The organism is Microbulbifer sp. ABM4_008, assembly GCF_056311705.1.
This window is the reverse complement of record NZ_CM149970.1, coordinates 1266280-1291583: the sequence shown is the minus strand read 5'-3', so window position 1 is coordinate 1291583 and position 25304 is coordinate 1266280. Positions and strand designations below refer to the sequence as shown.

The window sequence follows — 25304 nt, the reverse complement described above, 5'->3', positions numbered from 1 at the left end:
ACTTACTTGGCTGCGTTCATACGCTTAACAACAGCCTCTGTCAGGTCGACGCTGGGACTTACATAGTAGGCAGTATTGGAATCCAGCACTACGTCAAGCTTCTGCTCTTTAATCAGTGCGTCCAGGGCATCCCTGGCCTTTGGTCCCATAGAAGCCTGGATCTCTTGACCCACTTGAGCTTCCATTGCACGCAATTTTTTCACCGTTGTCTCAAAATCTGAGCGCTGGAAATTCATCTTGCGTTGGTACTCAGTCTTTTGCTCATCGGACCAGGTCACACTATTTTTCTTGGCATCTTCAGCCATTTTTTGCAGTTCAGAACGAATTGACTCGGCACTGCTCTGCAGCTTCGAATATTCAGAGCTGGTCTTCAAGGAGTTAACCTTGGTTTTCGCTGCATCTGTGCTCATGATCGCAGCTTGTAGGTTAAGTACCGCAACCTTGGTTTGCGCCAGCGCTGCGCCGGACAAGGTCATACCTGCAAGTAATACTGCAACAATTTTTACATTCTTAAGCACGTCGGTCTCTCCAATAGATTTTATTTTAATTGCGCTGATATACGCCTAATTCATTTTATCTGACAAATTTAGAAGCTGTTACCCAGAGTGAACTGGAATACTTCCACATCGTCATCATCATTTTTCTTAAGAGCTTTCGCCAAGCTAAATGTCAGCGGGCCAAAACCGGTAATCCAGGTCAGGCCAATCCCCGCAGAGACATTCATCTTACCAAAGTCCACATCGTAACAGTTGATCTGGGTATCACCACAGCTGGTATCGAATACATTACCCGCGTCCACAAAGAAAGCGGTTTGTAAGGAACGCTGATCTTTAACAAAGGGCAATGGGAAGATTACCTCTGCACTACCTTCGATCAGGATATTACCGCCAAATGGATCGGCATCATCGTAGGAGCTAACTACCAAATCGCCATCATCGTCGACAAAATAACAATACTCAGTTATCTCCCCGCCCTCAGTGGCACAGCCAAGATCCGTATAAAATTCATAAGGCGTGGAACGAGGGCCTAGAGTGTTACGCTCAAATCCGCGTACGGAGCCAAAACCACCTGCGTAAAAGTTTTCAAAGAAAGGCAATTCATCAAGATCACCAAACCCATCGCCATAGCCCAATCGGGTACGCAGGCGCAAAGTCAGACTCTTAGTTAATGGTCGGAAGTACTGCCCGGTGTAAACCAGCTTGTAATATTCAAGGTCACTACCGGGAACGGTAAATTCCAAAGAAAGATTCTGTGAGGCCCCTCGAGTCGCTAAAACTCCCCTGTTCAAGGTAGAACGAGCGTAAGATGCTGTTAAGGCAACGTTATCAAACGAGTCTCCGTAACGATCGATAAATCCGTCAAAGGTAGTATTAAACTGACTATCGTCAATATCCATCGCAAGATCGAGGGTCTCATCTTCCGCAAGAGCTTCCAGAATCAAATCATAGTTATCTTCTGTAATTCCCTTCCGGGCGACACCATCAATAAGGCTTGGGCTTGATGCAATCTCCTGAACAGTACCTGAGCGGGTAGATAATTCGAGGTGGTTAAAGCTCACATTAAGGCCGACACGAGATATTTCCGACATCGGGTAACCAAAACTAACTCCACCACCATAAGTCGTGGTGTTGTAGTCAGAGAGGTTGACCTCGGAGTAATCATTCTCTGTGTAGAAGACATTAAAGCCGCGGCTCACACCATCCGGTGTGAAGTAAGGGTCAAGGTAAGAGAAATTCACAGAAGTCTGGTAGGTGGAGGCATTCATCCCAATACCTACGGATTTACCGGTACCTAACCAGTTGTTCTCCTGGATATTGGCTCCCAGCACCAAGCCACTGCTCTGAGCCCAGCCTATAGTGCCGCCAATAGAACCTGAGGGTTGTTCTTCAACCGTGTATTCAACATCAATTTGATCGGATGTACCCGGTACTTCTGAGGTTTCCACCTCAACTTCTTTGAAGTAACCCAAGCGCTCAAGGCGGACTTTAGACTGCTCTATACGGGCAGAGGAAGCAGAAGCTGACTCCATCTGGCGCATCTCGCGGCGCAAAACCTCATCTGTAGTGCGAGTATTACCCCGGAAATTAATTCGGCGGACATAAGCCCGCTTGCCGGGATTAATAAAGAAGGTGATTTTTACCGTTTTCTCTTCTTTATTGGGCTCGGGGATACCATTAACCTCGGCAAAGGTATAACCCTCATTTCCCAGGCGCTTGGTAATATAATCCGAGGTTGTTGTCATGCGAACCTGGGAGAAGGTCTGCCCTTCCCGCACCAGTAACAAGCGCTTAACTTCTTCCTCTGGAACTACAGGATCACCCGCCAGGTCCACTTCACTAATGGTGTAAACATCGCCTTCATATACATTGACGGTGATAAATACACTCTCTTTATCCGGACTCAGGGAAACCTGGGTGGAATCAATTTTAAAATCCAGGTACCCACGATCCAGGTAATAGGATTCGAGACGCTCCAGGTCGCCGGTCAATTTCTCTCGTGAATACTTGTCATCACTGCGCAACCACGACAACCAGCCGGTGGTTTGCAGCTCAAAAATCTCTCCAAGCTCTTCATCTGAGAACGCTTTATTGCCGACAATATTGATGTGCTTAATTGCGGCTACTGAGCCTTCATCAACAATTACGCGAAGCTCAACCTGGTTGCGCGGCAACTCTTTTACTTCAGTTTTAACACTGGCGTCATAGCGTCCCTGGCCAACATATTGACGCTGCAGCTCCTGAGCCAACCCCTCAAGGGTTGCGCGCTTGAAGATCTGCCCCTCTGAAAGGCCATTCTCCTGCATGCCTTTCAACAGGTCTTCTGTTGCAATCGCCTTGTTACCCGTAATTTCAATCTTGGAAATTGCAGGTCGCTCGCGCACAGTGATAACCAGGACACCATTCTCCTGGCCGATTTGAATATCCTCAAAGTAACCAGTGCGAAACAGCGCCCGAGTGGCACTCTGAATTTCCAGAGTCTCCACCTCATCCCCCACTCGCACAGGGAGAGCTGAGAATACGGTACCGGCAGAGACGCGCTGCAGCCCTTCCACACGGATGTCATCAACTACAAATGACTGTGCTAAAGCACTGAGAGGCAGTGCCAGACTAAGAGAAGCCGCTTTCAGGAAATGTTTCATCTACTAATTCCAGGTGTTTTTATTCGCAATCCAGGAGTTACAGCGCCAACTAGCGCCCCGCTCCCCCAGAATCAGAGGGTTGCCCCTCTACCATGTAATCAACATCGGGCCGGTCTGAGGTGCCGGACACCTTAGTTGTTTCAACTTTCACTACCTTCAAGTATCCAAGGCGTTCGAGACGCACTTTGGATTGTTCTATACGCGCAGAGGAAGCCAAAGCTGACTCCATCTGGCGCAGTTCACGCCGCAAGACTTCATCTGCGGTGCGAGTGTTCCCGCGAAAACTAATACGTCGCACATAAGTGCGCTTTCCCGGATCAATAAAGAAGGTAATTTTTACTGTACTTTCTTCTTCATTGGCCTCAGGAATACCATTCACTTCGGCAAAAGCGTAACCTTTGTTGCCCAAGCGTTTAGCAATATAGTCTGAAGTGGTCGTCACCCTCGCTTGAGAGAACCGCTGACCTTCTCGTACCAATAGCAGGCGGTTGATTTCCTCCTCCGCTACTACCGGGTTTCCAGCAATTTCCACCTCACTAACCGTGTAAACACCACCCTCAACCACGTTAATAGTAATGAATACACTCTTCCTGTCCGGCCCGAGAGATACCTGTGTCGAATCAATCTGAAAATCAAGATATCCACGATCCAGGTAATAGGACTTTAAGCGCTCCAAATCACCAGTGAGCTTCTCACTAGAATACTTATCATCACTGCGCAACCAAGAGAGCCAGCCAGTAGTTTTAAGCTCAAAAATCTCTTCCAGCTCTTTATCAGAAAAGGCACGATTTCCTACGACATTAATATGTTTAATCGCAGCAACAACCCCTTCATCGACAGCAACCCGCAGTTCAACCTGGTTGCGCGGCAGCTCCTTGAGCTCCGCTTTAACACTGGCGCCATATCGACCCTGCGCCACATACTGGCGTTCAAACTCCTGGGTCAACCCCCTGAGGGTCGAACGCTTTAGGATCTGGCCTTCGGCGAGACCGTATTCCTTCATCGCCTTCAGTAGATCCTCAGTGGCAATCGCCTTGTTCCCTGATATATCTATCTTTGATATAGCCGGTCGTTCTCTCACGGTAATAACAAGAGCGCTGTTTTCGTGGCCAATCTGAATATCTTCAAAAAAACCAGTGCGGAACAATACTCGGGTTGCATCCTGAATCTCGCCAGGCTCAACTTCATCGCCTACCCGAATCGGAAGCGCTGAAAAAACTGTACCTGCAGAAACCCGCTGTAACCCGTCTACTCGGATATCGCTGAGAACGAACGACTGTGCCAAAGCGCTGAGAGGCAGCACCAGGCCCAGAAAGATCGCTTTCAGCAAATACTTCATACCGCTTCCGAGTCGCTTTTACTCACAACAAAATCGTGCCAAGACAAAACGCCTCACACGTATAAAAATCTCACTCACATTATCAGCCCGGAAAAAAGCCAATCCAGGGCACTACAAACGTAAAATATCGTTGTACAGAGCCAGCCCCATAATGCAGAGCACCAGGGCCATGCCCACTTGTAAACCAATCACCTGCACCCTCTCTGACACAGGGGACCCCTTGATCGCCTCAATACCGTAGTAAAGGAGGTGACCACCATCGAGTACCGGGATAGGCAACAGATTGAGTACACCAAGACTAATACTGAGCAACGCCAGCAATGACAGGAAAGACTGCCATCCCGCTTCCGCGGAAGTACCCGCCACTTTAGCAATGGTAATGGGGCCACTCAAGTTTTTGGTCGAAAGTTGACCAAATAATAGTTTCTTCAAGCTATTCAGGGTAAAGACTGTTTTATCCCAGGTCTCCTGCAAGCCCTTTACTAAAGCGCCGCCCACCCCATAGTGGTAAATCCGTACTCGATCATCCGGCCAAGTCTCTGATACCGGCTGCACTCCGACCTGCCCTATGGTTTCACCGCTGTCCAGCTTGACCTCCGCCGGTGTTACGGACACCGTCAGCGGTTCACCTCCACGCTCAACAGTGATATCCATTGGAACACCAGCGCGGGCTCTCACATAATCGGTCCAGCTTTGAAAAGATGAGAAGTCACGGCCATCGGTCGAGACAATCTTGTCTCCAGCCTTTAGCCCAGCTGAGGCTGCTGGGCTTCCCTCCACCACATTATGAAGAGTCATACTCACCGGTGGAGTCCACAGCTGCAGTCCAATCTCCCCGAGCGGATCGGGAACTTCACGGCCGGCAAGCCAGCGATTGATATCCGCCACCATATGGTATTCGAGGTTGGAATCCGGGTAGCGCACAGAGAATTCTATGGTGCCACTATCACCCAGGCGGTTTGCCAGGCGCCAATTGAGGGCCTGCCAAGTGGGGGTAGCCTCACCATCAACAGCAACAATTTCCTGCCCGGACTCAAGGCCTGCCGACGCAGCAATACTCCCGGGCTCAACGGATTTCACAATAGGAACCGGGCCCGCTGTTCCACCGAGGAACACAGCCCAGAAAAAGACTACCGCCAAAAGAAAGTTAGCGGCAGGGCCGGCAGCGGCAATCGCCATCCTCGCCCATACGCTCTTGCGGTTAAACGCCTGATCCAGCTCTTCAGCCGCTACAGGCCCCTCGCGCTCATCGAGCATTTTTACGTAACCACCGAGGGGGATAGCGGAAATAGTGAATTCGGTACCGTGGCGATCATAGCGGGAGATCAACCGGCGGCCGAACCCCACAGAAAAGCGCAGCACCTTAACACCACACAGACGTGCTACAAGAAAGTGCCCAAACTCGTGGAAAGATACCAGTACACCGAGAGCCACCAAGGCCCAGATTACCGTCTGAATTAGATCCATACTCAGCTACAACTTCTTGTCATACGCAATTTAGCGGCCATTATACGCCGGGCAATGTGTTTATAGGGCGGCAAGCGCCTGCTTGGCCAGTTCTCGCGCATTGAAATCAATGGCTTCGACTGCCTCGAGCCCCGACAGTTCAACAACGGGAGCCCTATTCATCACTTTTTCTATCACCAATGCAATATCAGTAAATGCTAGACGCCCCTCCAGGAAGGCTTCTACTGCAATTTCATTCGCTGCATTTAAGACTGTTGGAGCACTTTTTCCCTCATTAACAGCCTCTCGCGCCAAACGCAGACAAGGAAAACGATTAAAATCCGGGGCCTCAAAATCCAGCCTGCCTTGCGCAATCAGATCCAAAGCTGGCACCCCTGCATCAATGCGCTGGGGAAAAGCCAGGGCATGGGCGATAGGCGTGCGCATATCCGGATTACCCATCTGTGCCAGTAAAGAGCCATCCCGGTACTGAACCATCGAGTGAATAATACTCTGGGGGTGCACGACTATCTCAATCTGCTCAGGGCGCGCATTAAACAAATAGCACGCTTCTATAAATTCGAGCCCTTTATTCATCATTGTGGCGGAATCAACAGAGATCTTCCGGCCCATCGACCAATTGGGGTGTGCACAAGCTTCATCCGGCGTCACCGCCCCTAACTCATTTGCAGCCCGTGTGCGAAATGGCCCACCCGAACCCGTAAGCAGTATTTTTTCCACTCCCGCAGCTTCGAGACTCTCACAGGGGAATGGCAAACATTGAAAGATTGCATTGTGCTCACTGTCAATCGGCAACAGTTGCGCACCACTCTTATTCAAGGCCCTCTGAAATATTGGGCCCGCCATAACAAGCGCTTCCTTGTTCGCCAGTAACACTTTCTTGCCCGCATCTACTGCCGCCAAGGTTGGGCGCAATCCCGCAGCTCCTACGATCGCCGCCATGACTGTATCGACCAGAGTATCGGAGGAAACACGACACAAACCCTCCACCCCACTTAGAACTTCCGTATCCACTTCATCGCCAAGCAGTACTCGCAACTCTTCAGCTCGCGCCTCATCGACAACAACAGCATATTGAGGCTTAAACCGCCGACACTGCTGAGCAAGATCGGCAACCCTTTCACGGGCGGTAAGGGCAAAAACAGAATATTTTTCCGGGTATCGCGCCAACACATCCAGAGTGCTCACGCCGATCGAACCAGTGGAGCCGAGAACGGTAATTTGTTGCGGGGGAATTACTTGCATAGGCCCTTTTCGTACCTCTGATAGCAATATTGCTGCCACCAAACAATTGCACGCCCAGCATTAAGCTGGGCGCTAGCGAATAAAACACAAAACTGGAGCGGAAACGCCTCTACAAGTATTTCGGCAGCTCGCTCGCTAGTGCGGCCATCGTAAACACTGGAAGAGCCGCGGAAAGGCTATCTATCCGATCGAGGATGCCACCGTGCCCCGGTAACATATGACTACTGTCCTTAATCCCTCTGTGCCTCTTAAACATGCTCTCCACCAGGTCCCCAATAACTGAAGCCAGTGCAGTAACCAAGACACCAAAAGTGAACAAGACAGTATTTTTCAGTGGAAGCTCAAATAGGTAGGAAGTTACGAGAGCCAAAATCAAGCAAGCACCCAGGCCACCGAAAAAGCCCTCCCAGGACTTGCCCGGACTAACTTCTCTAGCCAACTTCCGCTTACCAAACTTGCGGCCAACAAAATAAGCACCGACATCCGCCGCTGCAACGATCGCCACCACATAAAGAACCAGCCAGGCTCCGTGATCCAAGCCCCGCAAAACTACCAGTGACAACCAGGTTGGAACTAACACAACAAGGCCTATCAGGCCGCGTACCCACCGGTTGCCCCACAGAGCAGCACTGGACGGGTAGCTCTGCACCCACAAGAAAGCGAGCGCCCACCAACCACAGGCTACAGCCAGAATCTGGCGGCCACGATCGATATCTGGATCATCAAAATTCATTGAAAAGACGTATTGAGCCGTGACCATTAGGGTTAACCCCAGTGCGGCCAAAAAAACGAAGCGCAAGGCTCGATTCAAATTCGAGAGGTTGGCCCACTCCCAGCCCGCCAGCAAGATAACCGCCACAAATATCAGTGAAAACCACTGCATTGGAAGTAAAAACAATACCCCCATAAACAGTGCCAATAGCACCAAAGCAGTAATTATTCTTTGTTTTAGCACCGCAAACCCCTTTGTTAGTAACTTGACCACTCTGTCTGGATACTCTGTACAGATCAAGAGCGTGTCGGCAAAGATTTCCAACCAATTTGTATCGCAAGCCTGGCGCCGCAGACTTGCCCGGATCACGCCTGAGCGATCGCGTCATCCCCCTCCGCGCGACCGCCGTAGCGACGATCACGTAACTCATATTCTGCGATAGCCTTATCCAGCTCGGCTTCGTCAAAGTCGGGCCAAAGCGTATCAGTAAAATAGAATTCACTGTAAGCGGCCTGCCAGAGGATAAAATTGCTAATACGCTGCTCACCGCTGGAGCGGATCAAAAGGTCTACCGGCGGCAGATCTTGAAGTTGTACGTATTCGCCAAGTCCATCCTCAGTAATCGACTCTGGGGAGCGCGTGCCATCGGCAACCTCTTGAGCCAATCTGCGGGCCGCCTGGGCAATATCCCAGCGCCCGCCGTAATCAGCCGCAATTATCAAGTCGCCCTCAGTCCCTGCGCGGGTGATATCTTCCGCTTCGGCTATAGCGCGCTGCAAGCGAGGAGAGAATCGGTCCCGTCGACCAATAACTCTCAGGCGAACCCCCTCCTCCCGCATCCGTCGGGCCTCTTTGCGCAAATAGGAGTTAAACAGGCTCATCAGCAGCTCGACCTCCTTCGGGGGGCGCTGCCAATTCTCGCTGGAGAAGGCGAACAGAGTAAGCGCTTTAACACCGCGGGCTTTACAAGCTGAAAGCAGGTCGCGGATACGCTCGACACCGGCCTTGTGGCCGGCTGAAGGGGAAAGGCCCTTGCGGGCAGCCCAGCGCCCATTGCCATCCATAATAATGGCGATGTGACGTGGGCCGGGAGCATGTAGCTCGGTACCACCGATGCTCATTAAATTTCCATCAGGTCTTTTTCTTTCGCTGCCAATGCTTTATCCACATCAGCGACAAACTGATCGGTAATTTTTTGAATGTCGTCACTTGCGCGGCGCTCATCGTCCTCAGAAATTTCCTTATCCTTGACCAGTGACTTCACGTCCGCCAGCGCATCGCGACGAATATTGCGAATGGAAACCCGCGCGGTCTCTGCCTCACTTTTTGCCTGACGAGTGAAGTTCTTGCGGGTCTCTTCGGTCAGCATAGGCATTGGAATACGGATAACCGCACCAGCTGTGCTGGGGTTGAGGCCCAAATCGGACTTCATAATGGCCTTTTCGATATCCGGGACCAGGTTTTTCTCCCAGGGAGTTACGGAGAGAGTGCGCGCATCCTCAACAGTAACATTGGCAACCTGAGATAACGGAGTATCAGAACCGTAATAGGAGACGTGGATGCCATCGAGAATACTCGGGTGTGCACGGCCGGTGCGAATCTTGTTGAAATTTCCAGCCAGGGCATCGAGTGCCTTACCCATACGAGCTTTCGCGTCTGTTTTTATATCTTCAATCACGATTTCACTTCCTCTTCAATTAAGGTGCCTTCCACGCCGCCAACCACAATATTCAACAGCGCCCCGCTTTTATCCATGCGGAATACACGTACAGGCATATTGTGCTCGCGACACAGGCAGATAGCGGTCAAATCCATCACGCCGAGTTTCTTGTCGAGAACCTCATCGTAAGTCAACTGGTCATAGCGAGTTGCTGTCGGGTCGAGTTTGGGATCAGCAGAGTAGACGCCATCGACCTTGGTCGCCTTCAAAACCAATTCGGCTTCAATTTCGATACCGCGCAGGCAAGCTGCAGAATCAGTGGTAAAGAAAGGGTTGCCGGTACCGGCAGCAAAAATCAGAACTTCGCCACGCTCCAGGTAGCGAATAGCCGCGCGGCGATCGTAGTGATCGACAATACCGCTCATTTGAATCGAGGACATCACTCTCGAGGAGATGTCAGATCTTTCCAGGGCATCGCGCAGTGCCAGGGCGTTCATTACCGTGGCCAGCATTCCCATGTGATCACCGGTCACACGGTCGAGACCTGCAGCGCTCAGCGCAGCCCCACGGAACAGGTTGCCGCCGCCAACAACCAGGCCCACCTGGACCCCGATACCAACCAGCTGCCCAATTTCCAGGGCCATTTTGTCCAGCACCTTGGGACTGATACCGAAACCCTGATCACCCATCAGCTCTTCGCCGCTGAGCTTTAACAAAATTCTCTTATACTTGCGGTCTTTAATACCGGGCATTCGTTAGTCCCCTTCAATGTACCTGTTAGTGGCCAGGCCTTGCCGCTGAACATTACAACAATTTCAGTCATTTACACAGAGGGGTGCTCCACTGTGGGCAAGAAACCCCAGCGGAAGCACCCCACTGCGATTGAGTGCCCGAGGGCACCCAATAATATGCGATTAAGAAGAGGACTTAACCTGGGCCGCAACTTCCGCTGCGAAATCCACCTCTTCCTTCTCGATACCTTCACCCACTTCGTAGCGAACAAAGGAAACCACATCGGCACCGGCATCTTTAACCAGTTTGCCAATGCTTACGTCCGGGTTCTTAACAAAAGGCTGCTCTACCAAGCTGTTCTCTTTCAGGAACTTCTTGATGCGGCCACCCATCATTTTCTCTACGATTTCAGCCGGCTTGCCTTCCATATCCGGCTGAGCCTTGATGATGTCCTTTTCTTTTTCCAGGACGTCAGCAGGCATATCTTCCGGCTTGTTCACCTGCGGGTTAACCGCAGTCACGTGCATGGCAACATCTTTGGCCAGCTCGATCTCTCCACCGCTCAGAGCTACCAGGGCAGCGATGCGGTTGTTGGAGTGAACGTAAGCACCTACAACTGGGGCTTCAACCAGCTCGATACGACGCACGCCGATGTTCTCACCGATTTTCTGAACCAGTGCTTCACGAGCAGTTTCCAGCTCGCCTTCCATCAGGGCAGCTACGTCTTGCTGGCGATCGGCAAATGCCTTCTCCACAACCTTGGCAACAAACGCCTGGAAGTTTTCATCGCGAGCAACGAAGTCAGTCTCGGAGTTCACTTCAACCAGTACGCCGTAGCTGCCGTCTTCTGCAACTTTAGCGGCAACAACGCCGTCAGCAGCAGTGCGGCCAGCTTTCTTAGCGGCCTTCAGGCCGGAGGCTTTGCGCAGGTCTTCAATCGCCTTTTCGATGTCGCCATCAGCAGCCGTCAGAGCTTTCTTACACTCCATCATCGGCAGGCCGGTACGCTCGCGCAGTTCTTTTACCATAGACGCGGTAATCGCCATGATTCAATCCTCGGGGTTCTGTCACTAAAAATTAGAAAAAAGGGGCCGTAATTCGGGCCCCTTTTTGAGTTCGCAGTGTAAAACGACTGTGTTACACCACTTAGCCCTGCAAATTACTCTGCAGCGGCTTCGTCATCGTTAGCTTCGACGTACTCGTCCTTCGCAACGGTGTTACCAGCTTCTGCAGCGCCAGCAAGTACTGCGTCGGCTACAGCTGTGGTGTACAGCTTGATTGCGCGGATAGCGTCGTCGTTACCGGGGATCACGTAATCAACACCAGCGGGATCGCTGTTGGTGTCGACAACACCGATTACGGGGATACCCAGCTTGTTAGCTTCCTGGATAGCAATGCGCTCGTGCTCAACGTCGATTACGAAGATCGCGTCAGGCAGGCCACCCATATCCTTGATACCACCGATGGAGCGCTCAAGCTTATCCATGGCACGGGTACGCATCAGAGCTTCTTTCTTGGTCAGCTTCTCGAAAGTACCGTCCTGAGACTGGGCTTCCAGCTCACGGAAACGCTTGATGGAAGCGCGGATGGTTTTGTAGTTGGTGAGCATACCACCCAGCCAGCGGTTGCTGACGTAAGGCTGGCCACAACGCTCTGCCTGCTCTTTGATAGACTTCTGTGCAGCACGCTTGGTGCCAACAAACATAATCTTTTTCTTTTGAGCAGTCATGCCCTTGATGATCTGCAGGGCTTCGTTGAAAGCCGGTACAGTGTGCTCAAGGTTGATGATGTGAATCTTGTTGCGGGCACCAAAGATGAATTGACCCATCTTCGGGTTCCAGTAGCGGGTCTGGTGACCAAAGTGAACACCAGCCTGCAGCATATCGCGCATACTTACTTGCGGCATAATAAACCTCTATATATACGGGTTAGTCCTCCACGTATCCCATGCGTCAACCCCTTTCAGGGCACCCAGACACATGTGTCGATGCGTGTGCGGCTTTTACTCGCCCAGGGAGTATCCCCAGGCGGCGCGCTTTATACCACAAGTGCACCCCATAGTGAAGAATTGGCACCGATTTCGCGCAAATGATCACGCCTCAATACTATTGGCGGGACGCCTGGGCCACGCTTGCGCCAATAGCGGCAAAATGTGTCCTACAGCCAGCAATCCGCTACAATAGCCCGCCTCTTGGGCGCTACCCGCCCCAACCCAGAAACAAAGGATACGCATGACCTCAGCCATTAAGACCCCAGAACAAATCGCCAAGATGCGCACCGCAGGCCGCCTCGCCGCAGAGGTGCTGGAAATGATTGGCGAGTATGTCGTTCCAGGAGTCACTACCGAAGAACTGGATCGACGCTGCCACGAACACATCGTGAAGGTACAGAAAGCGATCCCGGCCTGCCTCGGTTATCGCGGCTTCCCAAAATCTATATGCACTTCCGTCAACGAAGTGGTGTGTCACGGTATCCCCTCCGAGAGCAAAATTCTCAAGAAGGGCGACATCATTAATATCGATGTGACCGTTATCAAAGATGGCTGGTACGGTGACACCAGCAAGATGTTCTTTGCCGGCAAGCCCGCCGCCCACGCTGAACGCCTGGTACAAATCACCCAGGAGTGCATGTACAAGGCCATCGAAATTGTCCGCCCCGGCACTACCCTCGGCGATATTGGCCACGTCATCCAGCAGCACGCTGAGAAAAACTATTACTCAGTGGTACGCGACTTCTGCGGACACGGCATCGGCGACGTCTTCCATGAAGACCCACAAATTCTTCACTACGGTCAGCCGGGAACTGGTGAAGTGCTCAAAGAGGGCATGACCTTCACCATTGAACCCATGATTAACGCAGGCAAAGCGGCCACGCGCGTGCTGGGAGATGGCTGGACTGCGGTAACCAAGGACCGCCGTCTCTCCGCCCAATGGGAACACACCATGGCAGTGACTAGCGACGGGGTAGAAGTACTCACAGCACGTAGCGAGGAGAACTTCTAAAGCCGTACTGACAGTGCCGCGAGGAATAATTGCAATACTCGCGGCACCACAGTAGCGAATCTCCGCAAACCGAACCCAAGCCGCCCCCACCTGCGGCAGCCCAAGAGCAAAACGGACTTCCCATGCAGCCGGTCAGCCCTCCCTACTTTGAACGCCCCCTGTTTTTCTTTGATCAGTCTCGTTTTCGCAGGGATTTAAGCTCCGGTGACAAACCCACTCTGGAGATATTCAAAGATGCTGTCGGCGCAGCCGAACGGCAAATGGCAGAGCGCTTTCGCGAAGGAGAGGACGTTGTCACACTGGTACACGAGCGCGCCCTGTTTGTGGACTGCCTTCTGCATTACGCCTGGCACCAGTTCGAGTGGAGAGACGGTATCGGGCTTCTCGCTGTGGGCGGATACGGGCGCGGAGAGCTGCACCCCCACTCCGATATCGATTTACTCATCCTCTCCAGCGATCACCCAACCCCGGATACCATCGACAACATAGAGCGCCTGGTAGCCTTTTTATGGGACCTGGGCTTGGATATCGGCCACTCTGTACGAAACATCGAGGAGTGCCTGGAGTTGGCCGCGAAGGACATCACCGTGGCCACCAACCTCACCGAATCCCGCACAGTTGTCGGCGACAGCACTGTTGGCGAGCAACTAACTGCACAAATGGAACACAAAAGGCTCTGGCCCACCGAAGAATTCTTCAAGGCCAAGCTCGCCGAACAGAAAAAGCGGCACAGCAATCAGCAGGCTGCTGAATATATTCTCGAGCCCAATATTAAGAACTCTCCCGGGGGCCTGCGGGATATCCAGACAATTGCCTGGGTTGCCAAATATTTTTTCCAGGTGCGCACCCTGAAGCAACTGCAGGGAAAGGCATTTTTTACCGAGGAAGAGTTCGCCATATTACAGTCCGGGGAAACCTTCCTCTGGCGTGTGCGCTACGGCTTGCACCTGCTCGCCGGCCGCGCGGAAGAGCGACTATTGTTTGACTACCAAAGAGAACTGGCGAAGCAATTCGGTTATGTAGATAGCGACACCCAGCTCGCCGTTGAGCAGTTTATGCACAACTACTACCGCATCGTGATGGCACTGCAGGAATTGAACGATGTTCTTCTCCAATATCTCGGCGAAGCCATCCTTCAGCGCAAAGGCAGCCAGCTGGTCATTCCGCTAAATGAGCGATTCCAGCTGCGCGACGGCAATATTGAGGTTACCCACCCCCAGGTATTTAACCAGGAGCCCTCGGCCCTGCTCGAGATCTTCGTGCTGATGGCCAACAACCCGGATATTAGTGGGGTACGTGCCTCCACCATCCGCCTGATTCGCGAGCACCGACACCTGATCGACGACCAGTTCCGCGCAGATCCGAAAAATACCCAGTTGTTTATGCAGCTGCTTCGCTCACCCCGGGGCTTGTCGACACAGCTATCCCGAATGACCCGCTACCGCATTCTCGGGCGATACCTACCAGAATTTGGGCAGGTAACCGGGCAAATGCAGCACGACTTATTCCATATCTACACCGTGGATGCCCACACCTTGCAAGTTGTGCGCAATATGCGCAGCTTCCGGAGCCCCGAGGCGCGGGAAAAATTCCCGATTGCAGCGGACATTCTCGAGCGCATGCGCCAACCGGAACTGCTGTATATCGCCGGCCTCTACCACGATATCGCCAAAGGGCGCGGTGGCGACCACTCCAAACTGGGCGTTGTGGATGCAGCGGAATTCTGCCAGCGCCACCACCTGCCCGCCCGCGACCGGCGTCTGGTTTGCTGGCTTGTAGAAAAGCATCTATTGATGAGCCAGGTTTCTCAGAAGCAGGACATCAGTGATCCCGAAGTCGTGCACGCATTCGCCCGCGAGATGGGTGACCGCGAACACCTGGACTACCTGTACGCCCTCACTGTCGCAGATATCAATGCCACCAACCCGGAGCTCTGGAACAGCTGGCGGGCCAGTTTGATGCGCCAGCTCTACCAGGCCACCCGGCACGCCCTGCGCCGAGGCCTGGAAAACCCCATCGACCGGGAAGAAATCATCGAGGAAACCCGCTGCCAGGCAATGGAAAAACTGGACGCTATGGGACTTCCGCAAGCTTCGGTGGAAAATATCTGGGCACAAATGGGGGATGACTATTTTGTTCGCGAGACCGCTGACAATATCACCTGGCACACTTCAGCCATCCACGAACTGCACAGCAGCCCCGACACCAGCCAAAAAGACACCCTGGTTTTAACGCGAAACTCGGGGCCCGGCGAGCACGATGGCGCTACCCAGGTTTTTGTCTACACGCCTGATAGAGCCAACGTATTTGCCGCAGCGGTTACCGGGCTGGATATGCTCAACCTGAACGTTCACGATGCGCGCCTGTACAATTCTGCCTCTGGTTATACGCTGGATACTTTTTACGTGCTGGATGAAGCGGGCCAACCGCTACTGGACGAACCCCAGCGCCTAGCGCAGATTCGCGACACTCTACAGCAGGAATTGGCCCTGGTTGAGGACTACTCAAAGATCATTCAGCGACGTACGCCCCGCCGCCTTAAAATGTTTGAATTGAAGAGCCAGGCTCATCTCTCCACTGAGCCCGGCGATCATTACAGCACCCTGGAAATTACCAGTGCCGACAGACCCGGCTTGCTGGCCCGCATCGCGCGTATTTTTATTTCCCACGATCTGCGCCTGCACAATGCAAAAATTTCGACACTCGGCGAACGAGTCGAAGATATTTTTCACATTACCGACGCCGAGGGATCACCACTTACCGACATCGAGGCCAACGGCGCACTGGAAAAAGCCATTTGCCTGGAACTGAACAACCAAGACGCCTAACCGAAAAAACGCCCGAGGCCCGCTCACGACCATGAACCCAAATCTGGAACAGCTGCAGCCCTATCCATTTACCAAGCTGCAAGCCCTGAAAGAGGGCCTCCAAGCGGCGGACAAACCGCATATTGCACTATCCATCGGTGAGCCCAAGCATGCGCCACCGGAGTTTGTCAGTGCAGAGCTTGTTCGACACCTGGACAAGCTTGCCGCCTACCCACTGACCAAGGGAATAGAGCCCCTGCGGCGGGCGATCGCCAATTGGCTGAGCCAGCGTTTTCAGCTATCCAATGTGAGCACAGATAGCCAGGTGCTGCCGGTCAACGGGACCCGGGAAGCACTTTTTGCATTCGCCCAGGCGACCGTTTCCGCAGGCAGCAAAGTCCTGATGCCCAATCCCTTCTACCAGATCTATGAGGGCGCGGCCCTTCTCGCCGGGGCGCAGCCGCACTTTATTAACTGTGTAGCAGAAAACCAATTCAAACCAGATTTCACCTCGGTGCCGGAATCGGTTTGGCAGCAATGCGAATTGCTTTACCTCTGCTCTCCCGGCAACCCCACCGGCGCTCTTCTCGAAGCTGAAGATTTTAAACAGCTGATAGAGAAGGCAGACCGCTACGATTTCACCATCGCCTCCGATGAATGTTATTCGGAGCTGTATTTTGACGAGTCATCACCGCCGGTAGGATTATTACAGGCCTGCGAGGAAATGGGGCGAACAGACTTTCGCCGCTGTGTAGTATTCCACAGCCTATCAAAGCGCTCGAACTTACCCGGGCTTCGCTCGGGCTTCGTCGCCGGTGATGCCGATCTGCTGCAAAAGTTTTTGCTCTATCGAACTTACCACGGCTGCGCCATGCCGCTGCCCAATCAATATGCTTCGATCGCAGCCTGGCAGGATGAGGAACACGTCCGCCAGAATCGCGCGCTTTACAGTGAAAAGTTTTCTTCAGTTCTCGAAATTCTCGACGGCTGCCTAGAGGTACAACAGCCACAGGCAAGCTTTTACCTATGGCCCAAGGTCGGGGATGGTGAGCGTTTTGCCAAGGAACTCTACGAGGCGCAAAATATCACGGTACTTCCCGGTGCATTTCTCGCCCGCGATAGCATCGGCTTGAACCCCGGTCGCGAGTATGTGCGTCTGGCACTGGTAGCGACACTGCAAGAGTGCATCGACGCAGCGCACCGTATAAAGGCATTTTGCAGGTAAGGCCAACTCACTTTTCAAGAACAACTGACAACTCGAGCACATACAGGAACTCCACGCCCAGGCATATCTTAACAATGGCAGTAAAAAATCTACTCAAGCAAGAGCGCGTTACTTATATTTTGCAGCGCCTGGAGGAACTCTACCCGGAAACTCCCGTTCCTCTCGATCACAAAGACTCCTATACCCTGTTGGTTGCGGTACTCCTATCCGCGCAATGCACCGATGAGCGTGTCAACCAGATAACCCCTGCGCTCTGGCAGCTGGCAGACAACCCCAGGGATATGGCGCAGGTCCCAGTAGAGGAGATCCAGAAAGTCATTCGCCCCTGTGGCCTCTCACCGCAAAAATCCAAAGCCATCAGCAAGCTCTCGCAGATCCTGATCAACGAATACCACGGCGAAGTGCCCGAGAATATGGCCGCACTGGAGACCCTGCCCGGGGTCGGACACAAGACGGCGAGCGTGGTTATGTCACAGGCTTTTGGGCACCCGGCGTTTCCCGTCGATACTCACATTCACAGATTGGCCCAGCGCTGGGGCCTGACGAATGGCAAAAATGTCACCCAGACGGAAAAAGACCTGAAGCGGCTGTTCCCAAGAGACAAGTGGAATAAATTGCACCTGCAGATTATTTTCTACGGTCGCGAGTTCTGCTCTGCGCGAGGCTGCGACGGCACCGTCTGTGAAATCTGCACAACCTGCTACCCCAACCGTAAAAACCCCAAGAAAACCAAAAAGGCGTAACCGTGATTACTCTGTACGGCATTAAAAACTGTGACACCGTAAAAAAAGCCCGCAAATGGCTGGAGAAAAATGGAGTCGATTATCGCTTTCACGATTTTCGCGTAGACGGCATGGAAGATGTTCCCCTACAAGCATGGCTGGATAAATTTGGCTGGCAGGAGGTCCTGAATCGCCGCTCAACGAGCTGGCGTGAACTGAGCGATGAACAGAAAAACAAAATGGACAATGCACTCGCCTTAGATCTGGCCAGTGCGACCCCTACCTTAATCAAACGCCCGGTCACCACCACCTCAAAGGAAACCCTTTTCGGTTTTAAAGAGGCGACCTTCGAACAACTGCAAAGCTAGTCGAATTAGGAGATAACCACCATGAGCAATATTTACAGCATCGGTTTTGGTGTCGGCACTTGTAACAGCAAGGGCGACTGGCTCGAAGTTTACTACCCCAAACCCCTGTTTAAACCCAGCGCAGAAATCGCTAACGCAGTTACTGAAACTCTGGGCGTGGCAGAGGGAAATCACAGCCTGCCTCTGGACTCCACCCAGCTACAGAAATTAGCCGATGCTCTCCACAGTGCAGGCGCCGCTGACCAGGCGGAAATCCTGCAGCAATTCGCCAATTCCCAAAGACCACTCGCAGTAGTTATTTTGGCTACTGACGAAGCCCCGCAGTCAGTGCCCGAGGCCTACCTAAAGCTACATCTTCTCTCCCACCGTCTGGTAAAACCCCACGAGACCAAACTCAATGGTATTTTTGGCAAGCTGGTTAATGTCGCTTGGACCAACCAGGGGGCCATCGATCTCGAGGAATTACCGCAGCGACAACTGGATGCAAGACTCAAAGGCGAGTACCTGGATGTCTCCTGCGTTGATAAATTCCCCAAAATGACCAACTACGTAGTACCGGCTGGGGTTCGTATCGCACACACCGCTCGAGTGCGCCTGGGCGCATACCTTGGGGAAGGCACCACAATCATGCACGAGGGCTTTGTTAACTTTAATGCTGGCACCGAAGGGCCCGGCATGATTGAAGGCCGTATTTCCGCCGGGGTATTTGTCGGCGCAGGTTCCGATCTCGGTGGCAGCAGCTCCACCATGGGCACGCTTTCCGGCGGCGGAAATATCGTTATCTCGGTAGGCGATAACTGCCTGCTCGGCGCTAATGCCGGCATCGGCATTCCCCTTGGCGACCGCTGCACTGTCGAGGCAGGGCTCTACATTACCGCTGGAACCAAAATCGCCCTGCTGGATGACAGCGGCAAGCTGGTAGAGCACATCAAGGCCAGAGATCTGGCCGGAAAATCCGATTTACTATTCCGCCGCAACTCCACTAATGGTGCAGTGGAATGTCTCACCAACAAGAGTGCTATCGAGCTCAATGAAGCTCTACACAGCAATTAAAATTGCACGGTGCGGAACTTCAGTTCTGCACCGATGCACCCCACCCCTCTAGCCGCTTCTTTGCGGCCCATCTCCCTATACAAGGAAAGCCCAAGTGACTCCCACCCTCCAACTCGCTTTCGACCTGATTTGCCGCCGCTCTGTCACCCCCGAAGATGCGGGGTGTATGGACCTTATGATCCAGCGCCTGGAAAAAATAAGATTCCAGGTAACAAAATTGCGCAGAGGTGACACCGATAATTTTTGGGCAGTACGCGATGGCTCTAGTGAAGGCTCCCTACTCGCCTTTGCCGGGCACACCGATGTCGTACCCACAGGCCCAGAAGAAAACTGGAGCTCCCCCCCGTTCGAGCCTGAAATTCGTGACGGTTTTCTATATGGCCGCGGTGCGGCGGACATGAAGGGTTCCCTGGCAGCCATGGTGGTTGCCTGTGAGGAGTTCGTTGCGGCACACCCAGACCACAGTGGTCGCATAGCATTTCTGATCACCAGCGACGAGGAGGGCCCCGCAATAAACGGCACCGTTAAGGTTGTCGAGTGGCTAGAGGAACAGGGAGAAAAGATTGACTGCTGTATCGTCGGCGAGCCATCCAGTAGTGAACGGGTTGGCGATATCATCAAAAATGGGCGCAGGGGCTCACTCGGCCTGGAACTAAAAGTTCTCGGCACCCAAGGCCATGTAGCCTACCCTCACTTGGCCGAGAATCCGATTCATACCCTGGCCCCTGCTCTCGCTGAACTCGCTGCCGAAGAGTGGGACCAGGGGAACAAATTCTTCCCCGCAACCAGCTTCCAGGTTTCCAATATCAATGGCGGCACCGGCGCAACCAATGTTATTCCCGGCGAAGTGGATTTACTCTGCAACTGGCGTTTTTCCACTGAATTAACCGCCGAAGACCTTGAGACTCGGGCCCGCGCAATCCTGGATAAGCATAACCTCAAGTACGAGGCGAATTTTAAATTATCCGGATTGCCTTTTCTCACTGCCGCAGGCCCACTGGTTCAGGCAACTCAGCAGGCAATTCTCACCATCACTGGGGAAAAAACGGAGCTATCGACCGCCGGCGGCACTTCCGATGGCCGCTTTATTGCCCCTACCGGAGCCCAGGTCGTAGAACTGGGACCAGTAAATGCCACTATCCATAAAGTGGACGAAAGGGTTGAGGCCGACCACTTGGATATCCTTAAAGATATTTATCGGGAAGTCTTAAAAGAGTTACTCACTTAAATTAATCCGACTCAACCTAGAGGCTCATAGGGGCGAAAGCTCAAAGTATTCTTTTGAGAGGCCCCGGCTTTCATGGCTGGGGCAGTAAAACTCCAGTAGGTTTATCTTGCCAAAAACTGGCTACCTCTTGAATATTACTATTCAGCGTATTTGCCAACTCTGCCAATACAACATCCCATTGCTCCAGACCGTGCAGGGTGGCTCGGGCCGACACAATTTATCGAGAGCAACATCTATCGCCAAGTTGGATTAGACTACTAAATGAGTTGCGGCAGAGATACTTAGTGAATCGCGCCGACGACCACCAACCGCTCACTGATTCTCGAGTCGCGCGGCTCCTGCCACCAACTCGAGCCCTCGAGAAAGACGCCATGAAAAGCGTAATCAAGTTGGACCCGCACAACCCAAGTGGCGAAGGCCTTGAGTCCTGGGCTGTCATCCCTCCCTCTTTTCTTACCGGCCCGACACCTATCCAGCGAGGGTATAAAGCCTTTGAGCGCAACGGCCTCTGCACTGGGACCTGGGATTGCTCTGGCGGAAGCAGCACAGGGCTCAATCCCTATCCACTCTTTGAGTTCATGCTTCTGATCGAGGGCCACGTCGGCATTATCGACGAAACAGGACACAAAGAAGTTATCTCTGCTGGAGAGCCGTTTTTCCTCCCGCAAGGCCTTAATTGCGCATGGGACATGCCGGTATACTACCGCAAGTACTTTATCAATTTATTCAATGATGAGTATCCTGCAGAGACTGATCCGTCTAAGCTGAGAGTCGTGCGCCCGCTTCCAAACATTTCAGAAGACGACTGCAAAGAGACCAGTCTCAGCACTCTAGAGCCACACCAAGCCCGGCATCTGGCATACGAGTCTGGTGATGGCAGGATCCAGGTCGGCACATTAATATCCGGCCCTTGTCGTTGCGATATCACAGATTTCAGTCGGAGCGAGCTGATATGTATGCTGGAGGGGTCGGTACGGGTCACAACGTCAAACGGCGAGGAGGCCTTCCACGCCGGCGACAGCTTCTTCGCACCATTGAATGCCCCGGTAGGGTGGCACGCCGACAAACCTTTTCGCGCATTCTTTTGCGCAGTCTGGCCCTGAGCATCAATGGATCACATCGATGACTGTCCTCATCTTTGGCGGCTCAGGAAACGTCGGCCGGGCCCTCATTCCGATCTTATATGCGAGTGGAGCAAAGATCCGGGTCGCCACACGATCGACTGCCTATGCCGCAAGTCTCCCGATGATATTGATACAGTCATTGCCGATATGGACGATCCTTCCACCCTGAGGTCCGCATTTAAGGGAGTTGAGAGTGTCTTTCTTCTCATCGCAAATAGTCCCAAGGAGACTCATCAAGGCCTCTCCACACTGGCGATCGCCGCTGAATCACCCCCCACAGGCACATCGTTTATCTATCGAGCGATCTTGCAGTTCGCGCACCGATGATTCCCCATGCGGGTGGAAAATTCGCCATTGAAACAGCGCTGCGAGCAAGTGGGATCGCGCACACGATACTACGGCCCACCTACTTCGCTCAGAATGATCTTGTTCAGAAGGATGTGATCACTGCAGGAGCTTATGCAACGCCGTTGGGGGCCCACCCGGTTGCACGCATCGATACCCGTGATGTTGCGCTCGCAGCAGCGTCAGCACTCTTAGACATAAGGGCGAAGAACGAAGTATTTCTTTTGTCGAGTTTGGATGCCCCTAACGGCAATGAAACCGCTGCACTCTGGTCCATAGCACTTGGTCGCGCCGTCATCTACCCTGACCTAACGCCGGAAGACTTTGCCAACAGCATCGAAACCATGGTGCCTCCATGGCTGAATTTCGATCTTCTGATCATGCATCGCTGGTTCAAAACAAACGGCCATCCAGTCAATCAGGAAGATCTCGAGGCTCAGGCCGCACTTTTACCACAGGGTCCGCGAAGCTATCGAAGTTTCGTAGAGGAAACGGCCAACACATGGCAGAGTGAAACCTAAAGCCACCAAGTACCGTAGCTCACCTCCTTTTCAATACAGCCGCTATTATCGTAGTGGTAGGTCACCCCTTGTTCCGTTAGCCCAATACACACCCAGGTCCCATTAGAACCGTGCCCACCAGAATTGTGGTTACCGAATTAGAACCCGAAAAACTACTATTCACACAGTGTGACGAAATGGTTGGGATCGACCAGTTTGATACTCTCAAAGATATTTATCGGAAAGTATTAACATAGCTACTATTTCGATTAATCTGGCTTATTTTACAGGCTCAAAAAAGACGAAAGCACCAAGTTTAATTTTGATCTGCCCCGGCTTTCCTTTTGAGAAAGAAAAACTCCAAAAGGTTTATCCGCCAAATAAACTGACTATCCCTTCAATACTACACTTCAGCGTATTTATCCCCTCTGTTGACACCCCTTCGGTATGCTGTATCTAACAATAAAAAGGAGCTCACGGACCATGGATAGGTTTATAAAGTTTATTGCTGCGGCAGTTATTGCAAGCCCGGCATTTTCCACCCACGCAAATACAAATGAACATTCACCCAATTTTAGCTACGAGGATATTTTCGACCTGGAGTACGCCAGCGACCCACAGTTTGGCACTAACGATAAAAATATTTATTACGTGCGCAACTCCCTGAACAAAATGGCAGATACCACAAGGGCAAACCTCTGGTATATCAGCGATGATGGCAAAGATCATCGCCCCCTAACCTCGGGAGATTTTCACGATCACTCGCCACATCTATCTCCAGATGGAAAAACCATTGCCTTTATCAGCGACAGGAGTGGAAAGCCCCAGATACATTTGTTGTGGCTAGACAATGGTAAAAGTGAGCAAATTTCCCATCTACCCAAAGCCCCATCAAATATCCAGTGGTCCCACGATGGTCAGCATATAGCCTTCACCATGTTCGTGCCCGAGAACAAACCGCTGCCAGTGGAGCTTCCCACACCACCAGAAGGGGGCGAGTGGGAGGAAACACCTCAGTTTATCGACAAGAGCTTGTATCGCATTGAGGGCCAGGGATACTTAGAGCAGGGTAATTCACAGGTTTTCATGATTTCCCGTGAAGGAGGCACTCCCCGTCAGCTCACCAGTGGGGACTACGAGCACAACAGCCAGCTCAGCTGGGGCAAAAATAATAAGGCCATTTACTTTTCAGCAAATCGCCACCCAAATCATGAAATTGAACTGCTGGATTCAGAAATTTACAAGGTAAATATCAACGATGGAAATATTGAGCAAGTAACCGAGAGATTTGGCCCCGATTTTCAACCTCAAATCTCACCCGACGGAAGAAAGCTGGCATATTTAGGCTATGAAGATCAGCGGTTTTCCTACCACCAAAACACTTTGCGAGTGATCGACCTCGCTAGTGGAAAAAACCAGCTAATAAAAACTGCCAGCGATCGTAGCGTTTCCGATTTTCAGTGGCTCGCTGACAGTAAGCGTATTGCTTACAGCTATGACGATCATGGCTCAACCAAAATTGCCATTAAGAAAATTGGCGGAAAGGAAACCTTGATAGCGGATGACGCTGGTGGACTGACACTAGGCGCGCCCTATAGTTTTTCAGATTTTGCTGTCTCCAAACTTGGAAACGTAGTTTATACCCGAACCACACCTCAAATTCCCGCAGAACTTGCAATTTCTCGTGGCGGTAAGATAAAAATTCTCACGGCGATCAACAGTGATTTGATACCTCTACGCAATATGGCCCATGTGGAAGAGATCAACTATAAATCCAGCTTCGATGGTCGCAATATCCAGGGCTGGATCGCCTACCCCCCAAATTTCGACCCCCAAAATAAATACCCCCTGTTACTTGAGATTCACGGTGGCCCACTATCTAACTACGGCCCGCGCTTTTCTGCCGAAATGCAACTATTTGCCGCCGCAGGCTATGTCGTGCTCTACACTAACCCTCGTGGCTCTACCAGCTACGGCAATGAGTTTGCCAACCTGATCCATCACAACTTCCCTAGCCAGGATTACGATGACCTAATGGCAGGTGTCGATGCAGTTATCGCCCAAGGCTATATCGATGAGGATCAATTATTTGTCACAGGTGGGAGTGCCGGCGGCACACTGACGGCCTGGATTATTGGTAAAACTGAACGATTCAGGGCTGCGGTAGTTGTCGCACCGGTAATCAATTGGGAGAGCTTTGTTCTAACCGCCGATTACTCCAAAATATTTACTCGCTACTGGTTTTCCGGGATGCCTTGGGAGGCCCCCGGGGAGTATCGACGCCGCTCTCCACTCACATATATTGGCAATGTCACTACACCGACCATGCTATTGACTGGAGAAAACGATTATCGCACCCCGATATCTGAGACCGAGCAGTTTTACCAAGCACTAAAGTTAAATGATGTAGAGGCAGCTATGGTGCGCCTTCCAAACACATCCCATAACTTTTCCGATAGACCCAGCAAGAGAATCTCTAAAGTAGCTTCGACCCTCTACTGGTTTGATCAACACAAACCCGATAGAGAAAATGAAAGCGAGGATTTGGCAACCAACTAATTCAAAATTTTACAGGTATATTCGGCCAAATAACGGAGTAGCAGGTCAGCCACCCTGTTGCTCCATCACGGATTATC

Annotated in this window: 21 protein-coding genes and 1 pseudogene; 10 read left to right on the top strand and 12 right to left on the bottom strand. The window is 52.2% G+C overall.

The annotated features are described in order from the left end of the window. Positions 1 to 2 precede the first annotated feature (2 nt). From ACYX4J_RS05635 to rpsB, 11 genes and pseudogenes are all read right to left on the bottom strand, one after another. Positions 3 to 518 (bottom strand): OmpH/Skp family outer membrane protein, encoded by a 516-nt coding sequence (locus ACYX4J_RS05635; RefSeq protein WP_413662813.1) that lies wholly within the window; start codon positions 516 to 518, stop codon positions 3 to 5. Positions 519 to 586: 68 nt separating this feature from the next. After that, positions 587 to 3139, bottom strand: a complete 2553-nt coding sequence (gene bamA, locus ACYX4J_RS05630; protein WP_476178057.1) for an outer membrane protein assembly factor BamA — start codon at positions 3137 to 3139, stop codon at positions 587 to 589. Positions 3140 to 3200: 61 nt separating this feature from the next. After that, positions 3201 to 4478 (bottom strand): annotated as a pseudogene (gene bamA / locus ACYX4J_RS05625) (outer membrane protein assembly factor BamA); the annotation flags it as partial. Positions 4479 to 4589: 111 nt separating this feature from the next. Then, the gene (gene rseP / locus ACYX4J_RS05620; protein ID WP_475712164.1) at positions 4590 to 5945 is read right to left on the bottom strand and encodes an RIP metalloprotease RseP; all 1356 of its coding nucleotides are present in this window, start codon (positions 5943 to 5945) and stop codon (positions 4590 to 4592) included. Positions 5946 to 6005: 60 nt separating this feature from the next. After that, the gene (ispC, locus tag ACYX4J_RS05615) at positions 6006 to 7190 is read right to left on the bottom strand and encodes a 1-deoxy-D-xylulose-5-phosphate reductoisomerase (protein WP_476178056.1); all 1185 of its coding nucleotides are present in this window, start codon (positions 7188 to 7190) and stop codon (positions 6006 to 6008) included. A 109-nt stretch (positions 7191 to 7299) separates the two neighbouring features. Then, positions 7300 to 8145, bottom strand: coding sequence for a phosphatidate cytidylyltransferase (locus ACYX4J_RS05610; protein WP_413662816.1), 846 nt, complete (start codon positions 8143 to 8145; stop codon positions 7300 to 7302). A gap of 122 nt (positions 8146 to 8267) precedes the next feature. Beyond that, positions 8268 to 9023 (bottom strand): polyprenyl diphosphate synthase, encoded by a 756-nt coding sequence (uppS, locus tag ACYX4J_RS05605; protein ID WP_476178055.1) that lies wholly within the window; start codon positions 9021 to 9023, stop codon positions 8268 to 8270. Continuing rightward, the gene (frr, locus tag ACYX4J_RS05600; protein ID WP_282933674.1) at positions 9023 to 9580 is read right to left on the bottom strand and encodes a ribosome recycling factor; all 558 of its coding nucleotides are present in this window, start codon (positions 9578 to 9580) and stop codon (positions 9023 to 9025) included. Before frr ends, uppS begins: the two co-directional genes overlap by 1 nt. Further along, positions 9577 to 10314 (bottom strand): UMP kinase, encoded by a 738-nt coding sequence (gene pyrH, locus ACYX4J_RS05595; protein ID WP_282933675.1) that lies wholly within the window; start codon positions 10312 to 10314, stop codon positions 9577 to 9579. The genes frr and pyrH overlap by 4 nt, the downstream gene beginning before the upstream one ends. Before the next feature lie 162 nt (positions 10315 to 10476). Next, complete coding sequence (gene tsf, locus ACYX4J_RS05590; protein ID WP_282933676.1) at positions 10477 to 11340, bottom strand: translation elongation factor Ts; 864 nt, start codon at positions 11338 to 11340, stop codon at positions 10477 to 10479. Between the two features lie 113 nt (positions 11341 to 11453). Then, positions 11454 to 12200, bottom strand: coding sequence for a 30S ribosomal protein S2 (rpsB, locus tag ACYX4J_RS05585; protein WP_282933677.1), 747 nt, complete (start codon positions 12198 to 12200; stop codon positions 11454 to 11456). 325 nt (positions 12201 to 12525) lie between these two features. Between rpsB and map the strand changes: the two genes are divergently transcribed. The 7 genes from map to dapE all read left to right on the top strand — a co-directional run bounded on the left by map (position 12526) and on the right by dapE (position 20699). Then, complete coding sequence (gene map, locus ACYX4J_RS05580; protein WP_282933678.1) at positions 12526 to 13296, top strand: type I methionyl aminopeptidase; 771 nt, start codon at positions 12526 to 12528, stop codon at positions 13294 to 13296. Positions 13297 to 13418: 122 nt separating this feature from the next. Continuing rightward, positions 13419 to 16124 (top strand): [protein-PII] uridylyltransferase, encoded by a 2706-nt coding sequence (locus ACYX4J_RS05575; protein WP_475710334.1) that lies wholly within the window; start codon positions 13419 to 13421, stop codon positions 16122 to 16124. A gap of 31 nt (positions 16125 to 16155) precedes the next feature. After that, positions 16156 to 17328 carry a succinyldiaminopimelate transaminase gene (gene dapC / locus ACYX4J_RS05570; protein ID WP_476178054.1) on the top strand — a complete coding sequence of 391 codons (1173 nt, stop codon included), beginning with the start codon at positions 16156 to 16158 and terminating at the stop codon, positions 17326 to 17328. 74 nt (positions 17329 to 17402) lie between these two features. After that, complete coding sequence (gene nth, locus ACYX4J_RS05565) at positions 17403 to 18071, top strand: endonuclease III (protein ID WP_413662821.1); 669 nt, start codon at positions 17403 to 17405, stop codon at positions 18069 to 18071. A gap of 2 nt (positions 18072 to 18073) precedes the next feature. Next, complete coding sequence (locus ACYX4J_RS05560; RefSeq protein ID WP_475709653.1) at positions 18074 to 18418, top strand: ArsC family reductase; 345 nt, start codon at positions 18074 to 18076, stop codon at positions 18416 to 18418. Between the two features lie 21 nt (positions 18419 to 18439). Beyond that, on the top strand, positions 18440 to 19471 hold the full coding sequence (gene dapD, locus ACYX4J_RS05555; protein WP_475709652.1) for a 2,3,4,5-tetrahydropyridine-2,6-dicarboxylate N-succinyltransferase: 1032 nt from the start codon (positions 18440 to 18442) through the stop codon (positions 19469 to 19471). Positions 19472 to 19565: 94 nt separating this feature from the next. After that, entirely contained in the window at positions 19566 to 20699 is a 1134-nt protein-coding gene (gene dapE / locus ACYX4J_RS05550; protein WP_476178053.1) for a succinyl-diaminopimelate desuccinylase, read from the top strand. Between the two features lie 70 nt (positions 20700 to 20769). Here the strand turns inward: dapE and ACYX4J_RS05545 are convergent, their stop codons facing one another. Next, positions 20770 to 20913 (bottom strand): hypothetical protein, encoded by a 144-nt coding sequence (locus ACYX4J_RS05545; protein WP_413662825.1) that lies wholly within the window; start codon positions 20911 to 20913, stop codon positions 20770 to 20772. A gap of 157 nt (positions 20914 to 21070) precedes the next feature. Here ACYX4J_RS05545 and ACYX4J_RS05540 point away from each other — a divergent pair, with 157 nt between their 5' ends. From ACYX4J_RS05540 to ACYX4J_RS05530, 3 genes are all read left to right on the top strand, one after another. Then, positions 21071 to 21802, top strand: a complete 732-nt coding sequence (locus ACYX4J_RS05540) for a cupin domain-containing protein (RefSeq protein WP_444896528.1) — start codon at positions 21071 to 21073, stop codon at positions 21800 to 21802. A 344-nt stretch (positions 21803 to 22146) separates the two neighbouring features. Beyond that, entirely contained in the window at positions 22147 to 22689 is a 543-nt protein-coding gene (locus ACYX4J_RS05535) for an NmrA family NAD(P)-binding protein (RefSeq protein ID WP_476178052.1), read from the top strand. A 462-nt stretch (positions 22690 to 23151) separates the two neighbouring features. Further along, a complete protein-coding gene (locus ACYX4J_RS05530) occupies positions 23152 to 25227 on the top strand; it encodes a S9 family peptidase (protein WP_476178051.1) in 2076 nt (691 codons plus the stop codon). The last annotated feature ends 77 nt before the right edge of the window (positions 25228 to 25304 follow it).

Excerpts from the sequence above, each read along its gene's own strand:
- ACYX4J_RS05535 (WP_476178052.1), top strand. The coding sequence starts at position 22,147 with ATGATTCCCCATGCGGGTGGAAAATTCGCCATTGAAACAGCGCTGCGA.
- uppS (WP_476178055.1), bottom strand. The coding sequence starts at position 9,023 with ATGAGCATCGGTGGTACCGAGCTACATGCTCCCGGCCCACGTCACATC.
- ACYX4J_RS05530 (WP_476178051.1), top strand. The coding sequence starts at position 23,152 with ATGGATAGGTTTATAAAGTTTATTGCTGCGGCAGTTATTGCAAGCCCG.
- tsf (WP_282933676.1), bottom strand. The coding sequence starts at position 11,340 with ATGGCGATTACCGCGTCTATGGTAAAAGAACTGCGCGAGCGTACCGGC.
- dapC (WP_476178054.1), top strand. The coding sequence starts at position 16,156 with ATGAACCCAAATCTGGAACAGCTGCAGCCCTATCCATTTACCAAGCTG.
- ACYX4J_RS05540 (WP_444896528.1), top strand. The coding sequence starts at position 21,071 with ATGAAAAGCGTAATCAAGTTGGACCCGCACAACCCAAGTGGCGAAGGC.
- map (WP_282933678.1), top strand. The coding sequence starts at position 12,526 with ATGACCTCAGCCATTAAGACCCCAGAACAAATCGCCAAGATGCGCACC.
- nth (WP_413662821.1), top strand. The coding sequence starts at position 17,403 with ATGGCAGTAAAAAATCTACTCAAGCAAGAGCGCGTTACTTATATTTTG.
- rseP (WP_475712164.1), bottom strand. The coding sequence starts at position 5,945 with ATGGATCTAATTCAGACGGTAATCTGGGCCTTGGTGGCTCTCGGTGTA.
- pyrH (WP_282933675.1), bottom strand. The coding sequence starts at position 10,314 with ATGCCCGGTATTAAAGACCGCAAGTATAAGAGAATTTTGTTAAAGCTC.
- ispC (WP_476178056.1), bottom strand. The coding sequence starts at position 7,190 with ATGCAAGTAATTCCCCCGCAACAAATTACCGTTCTCGGCTCCACTGGT.
- bamA (WP_476178057.1), bottom strand. The coding sequence starts at position 3,139 with ATGAAACATTTCCTGAAAGCGGCTTCTCTTAGTCTGGCACTGCCTCTC.
- ACYX4J_RS05575 (WP_475710334.1), top strand. The coding sequence starts at position 13,419 with ATGCAGCCGGTCAGCCCTCCCTACTTTGAACGCCCCCTGTTTTTCTTT.
- dapD (WP_475709652.1), top strand. The coding sequence starts at position 18,440 with ATGAGCAATATTTACAGCATCGGTTTTGGTGTCGGCACTTGTAACAGC.
- rpsB (WP_282933677.1), bottom strand. The coding sequence starts at position 12,200 with ATGCCGCAAGTAAGTATGCGCGATATGCTGCAGGCTGGTGTTCACTTT.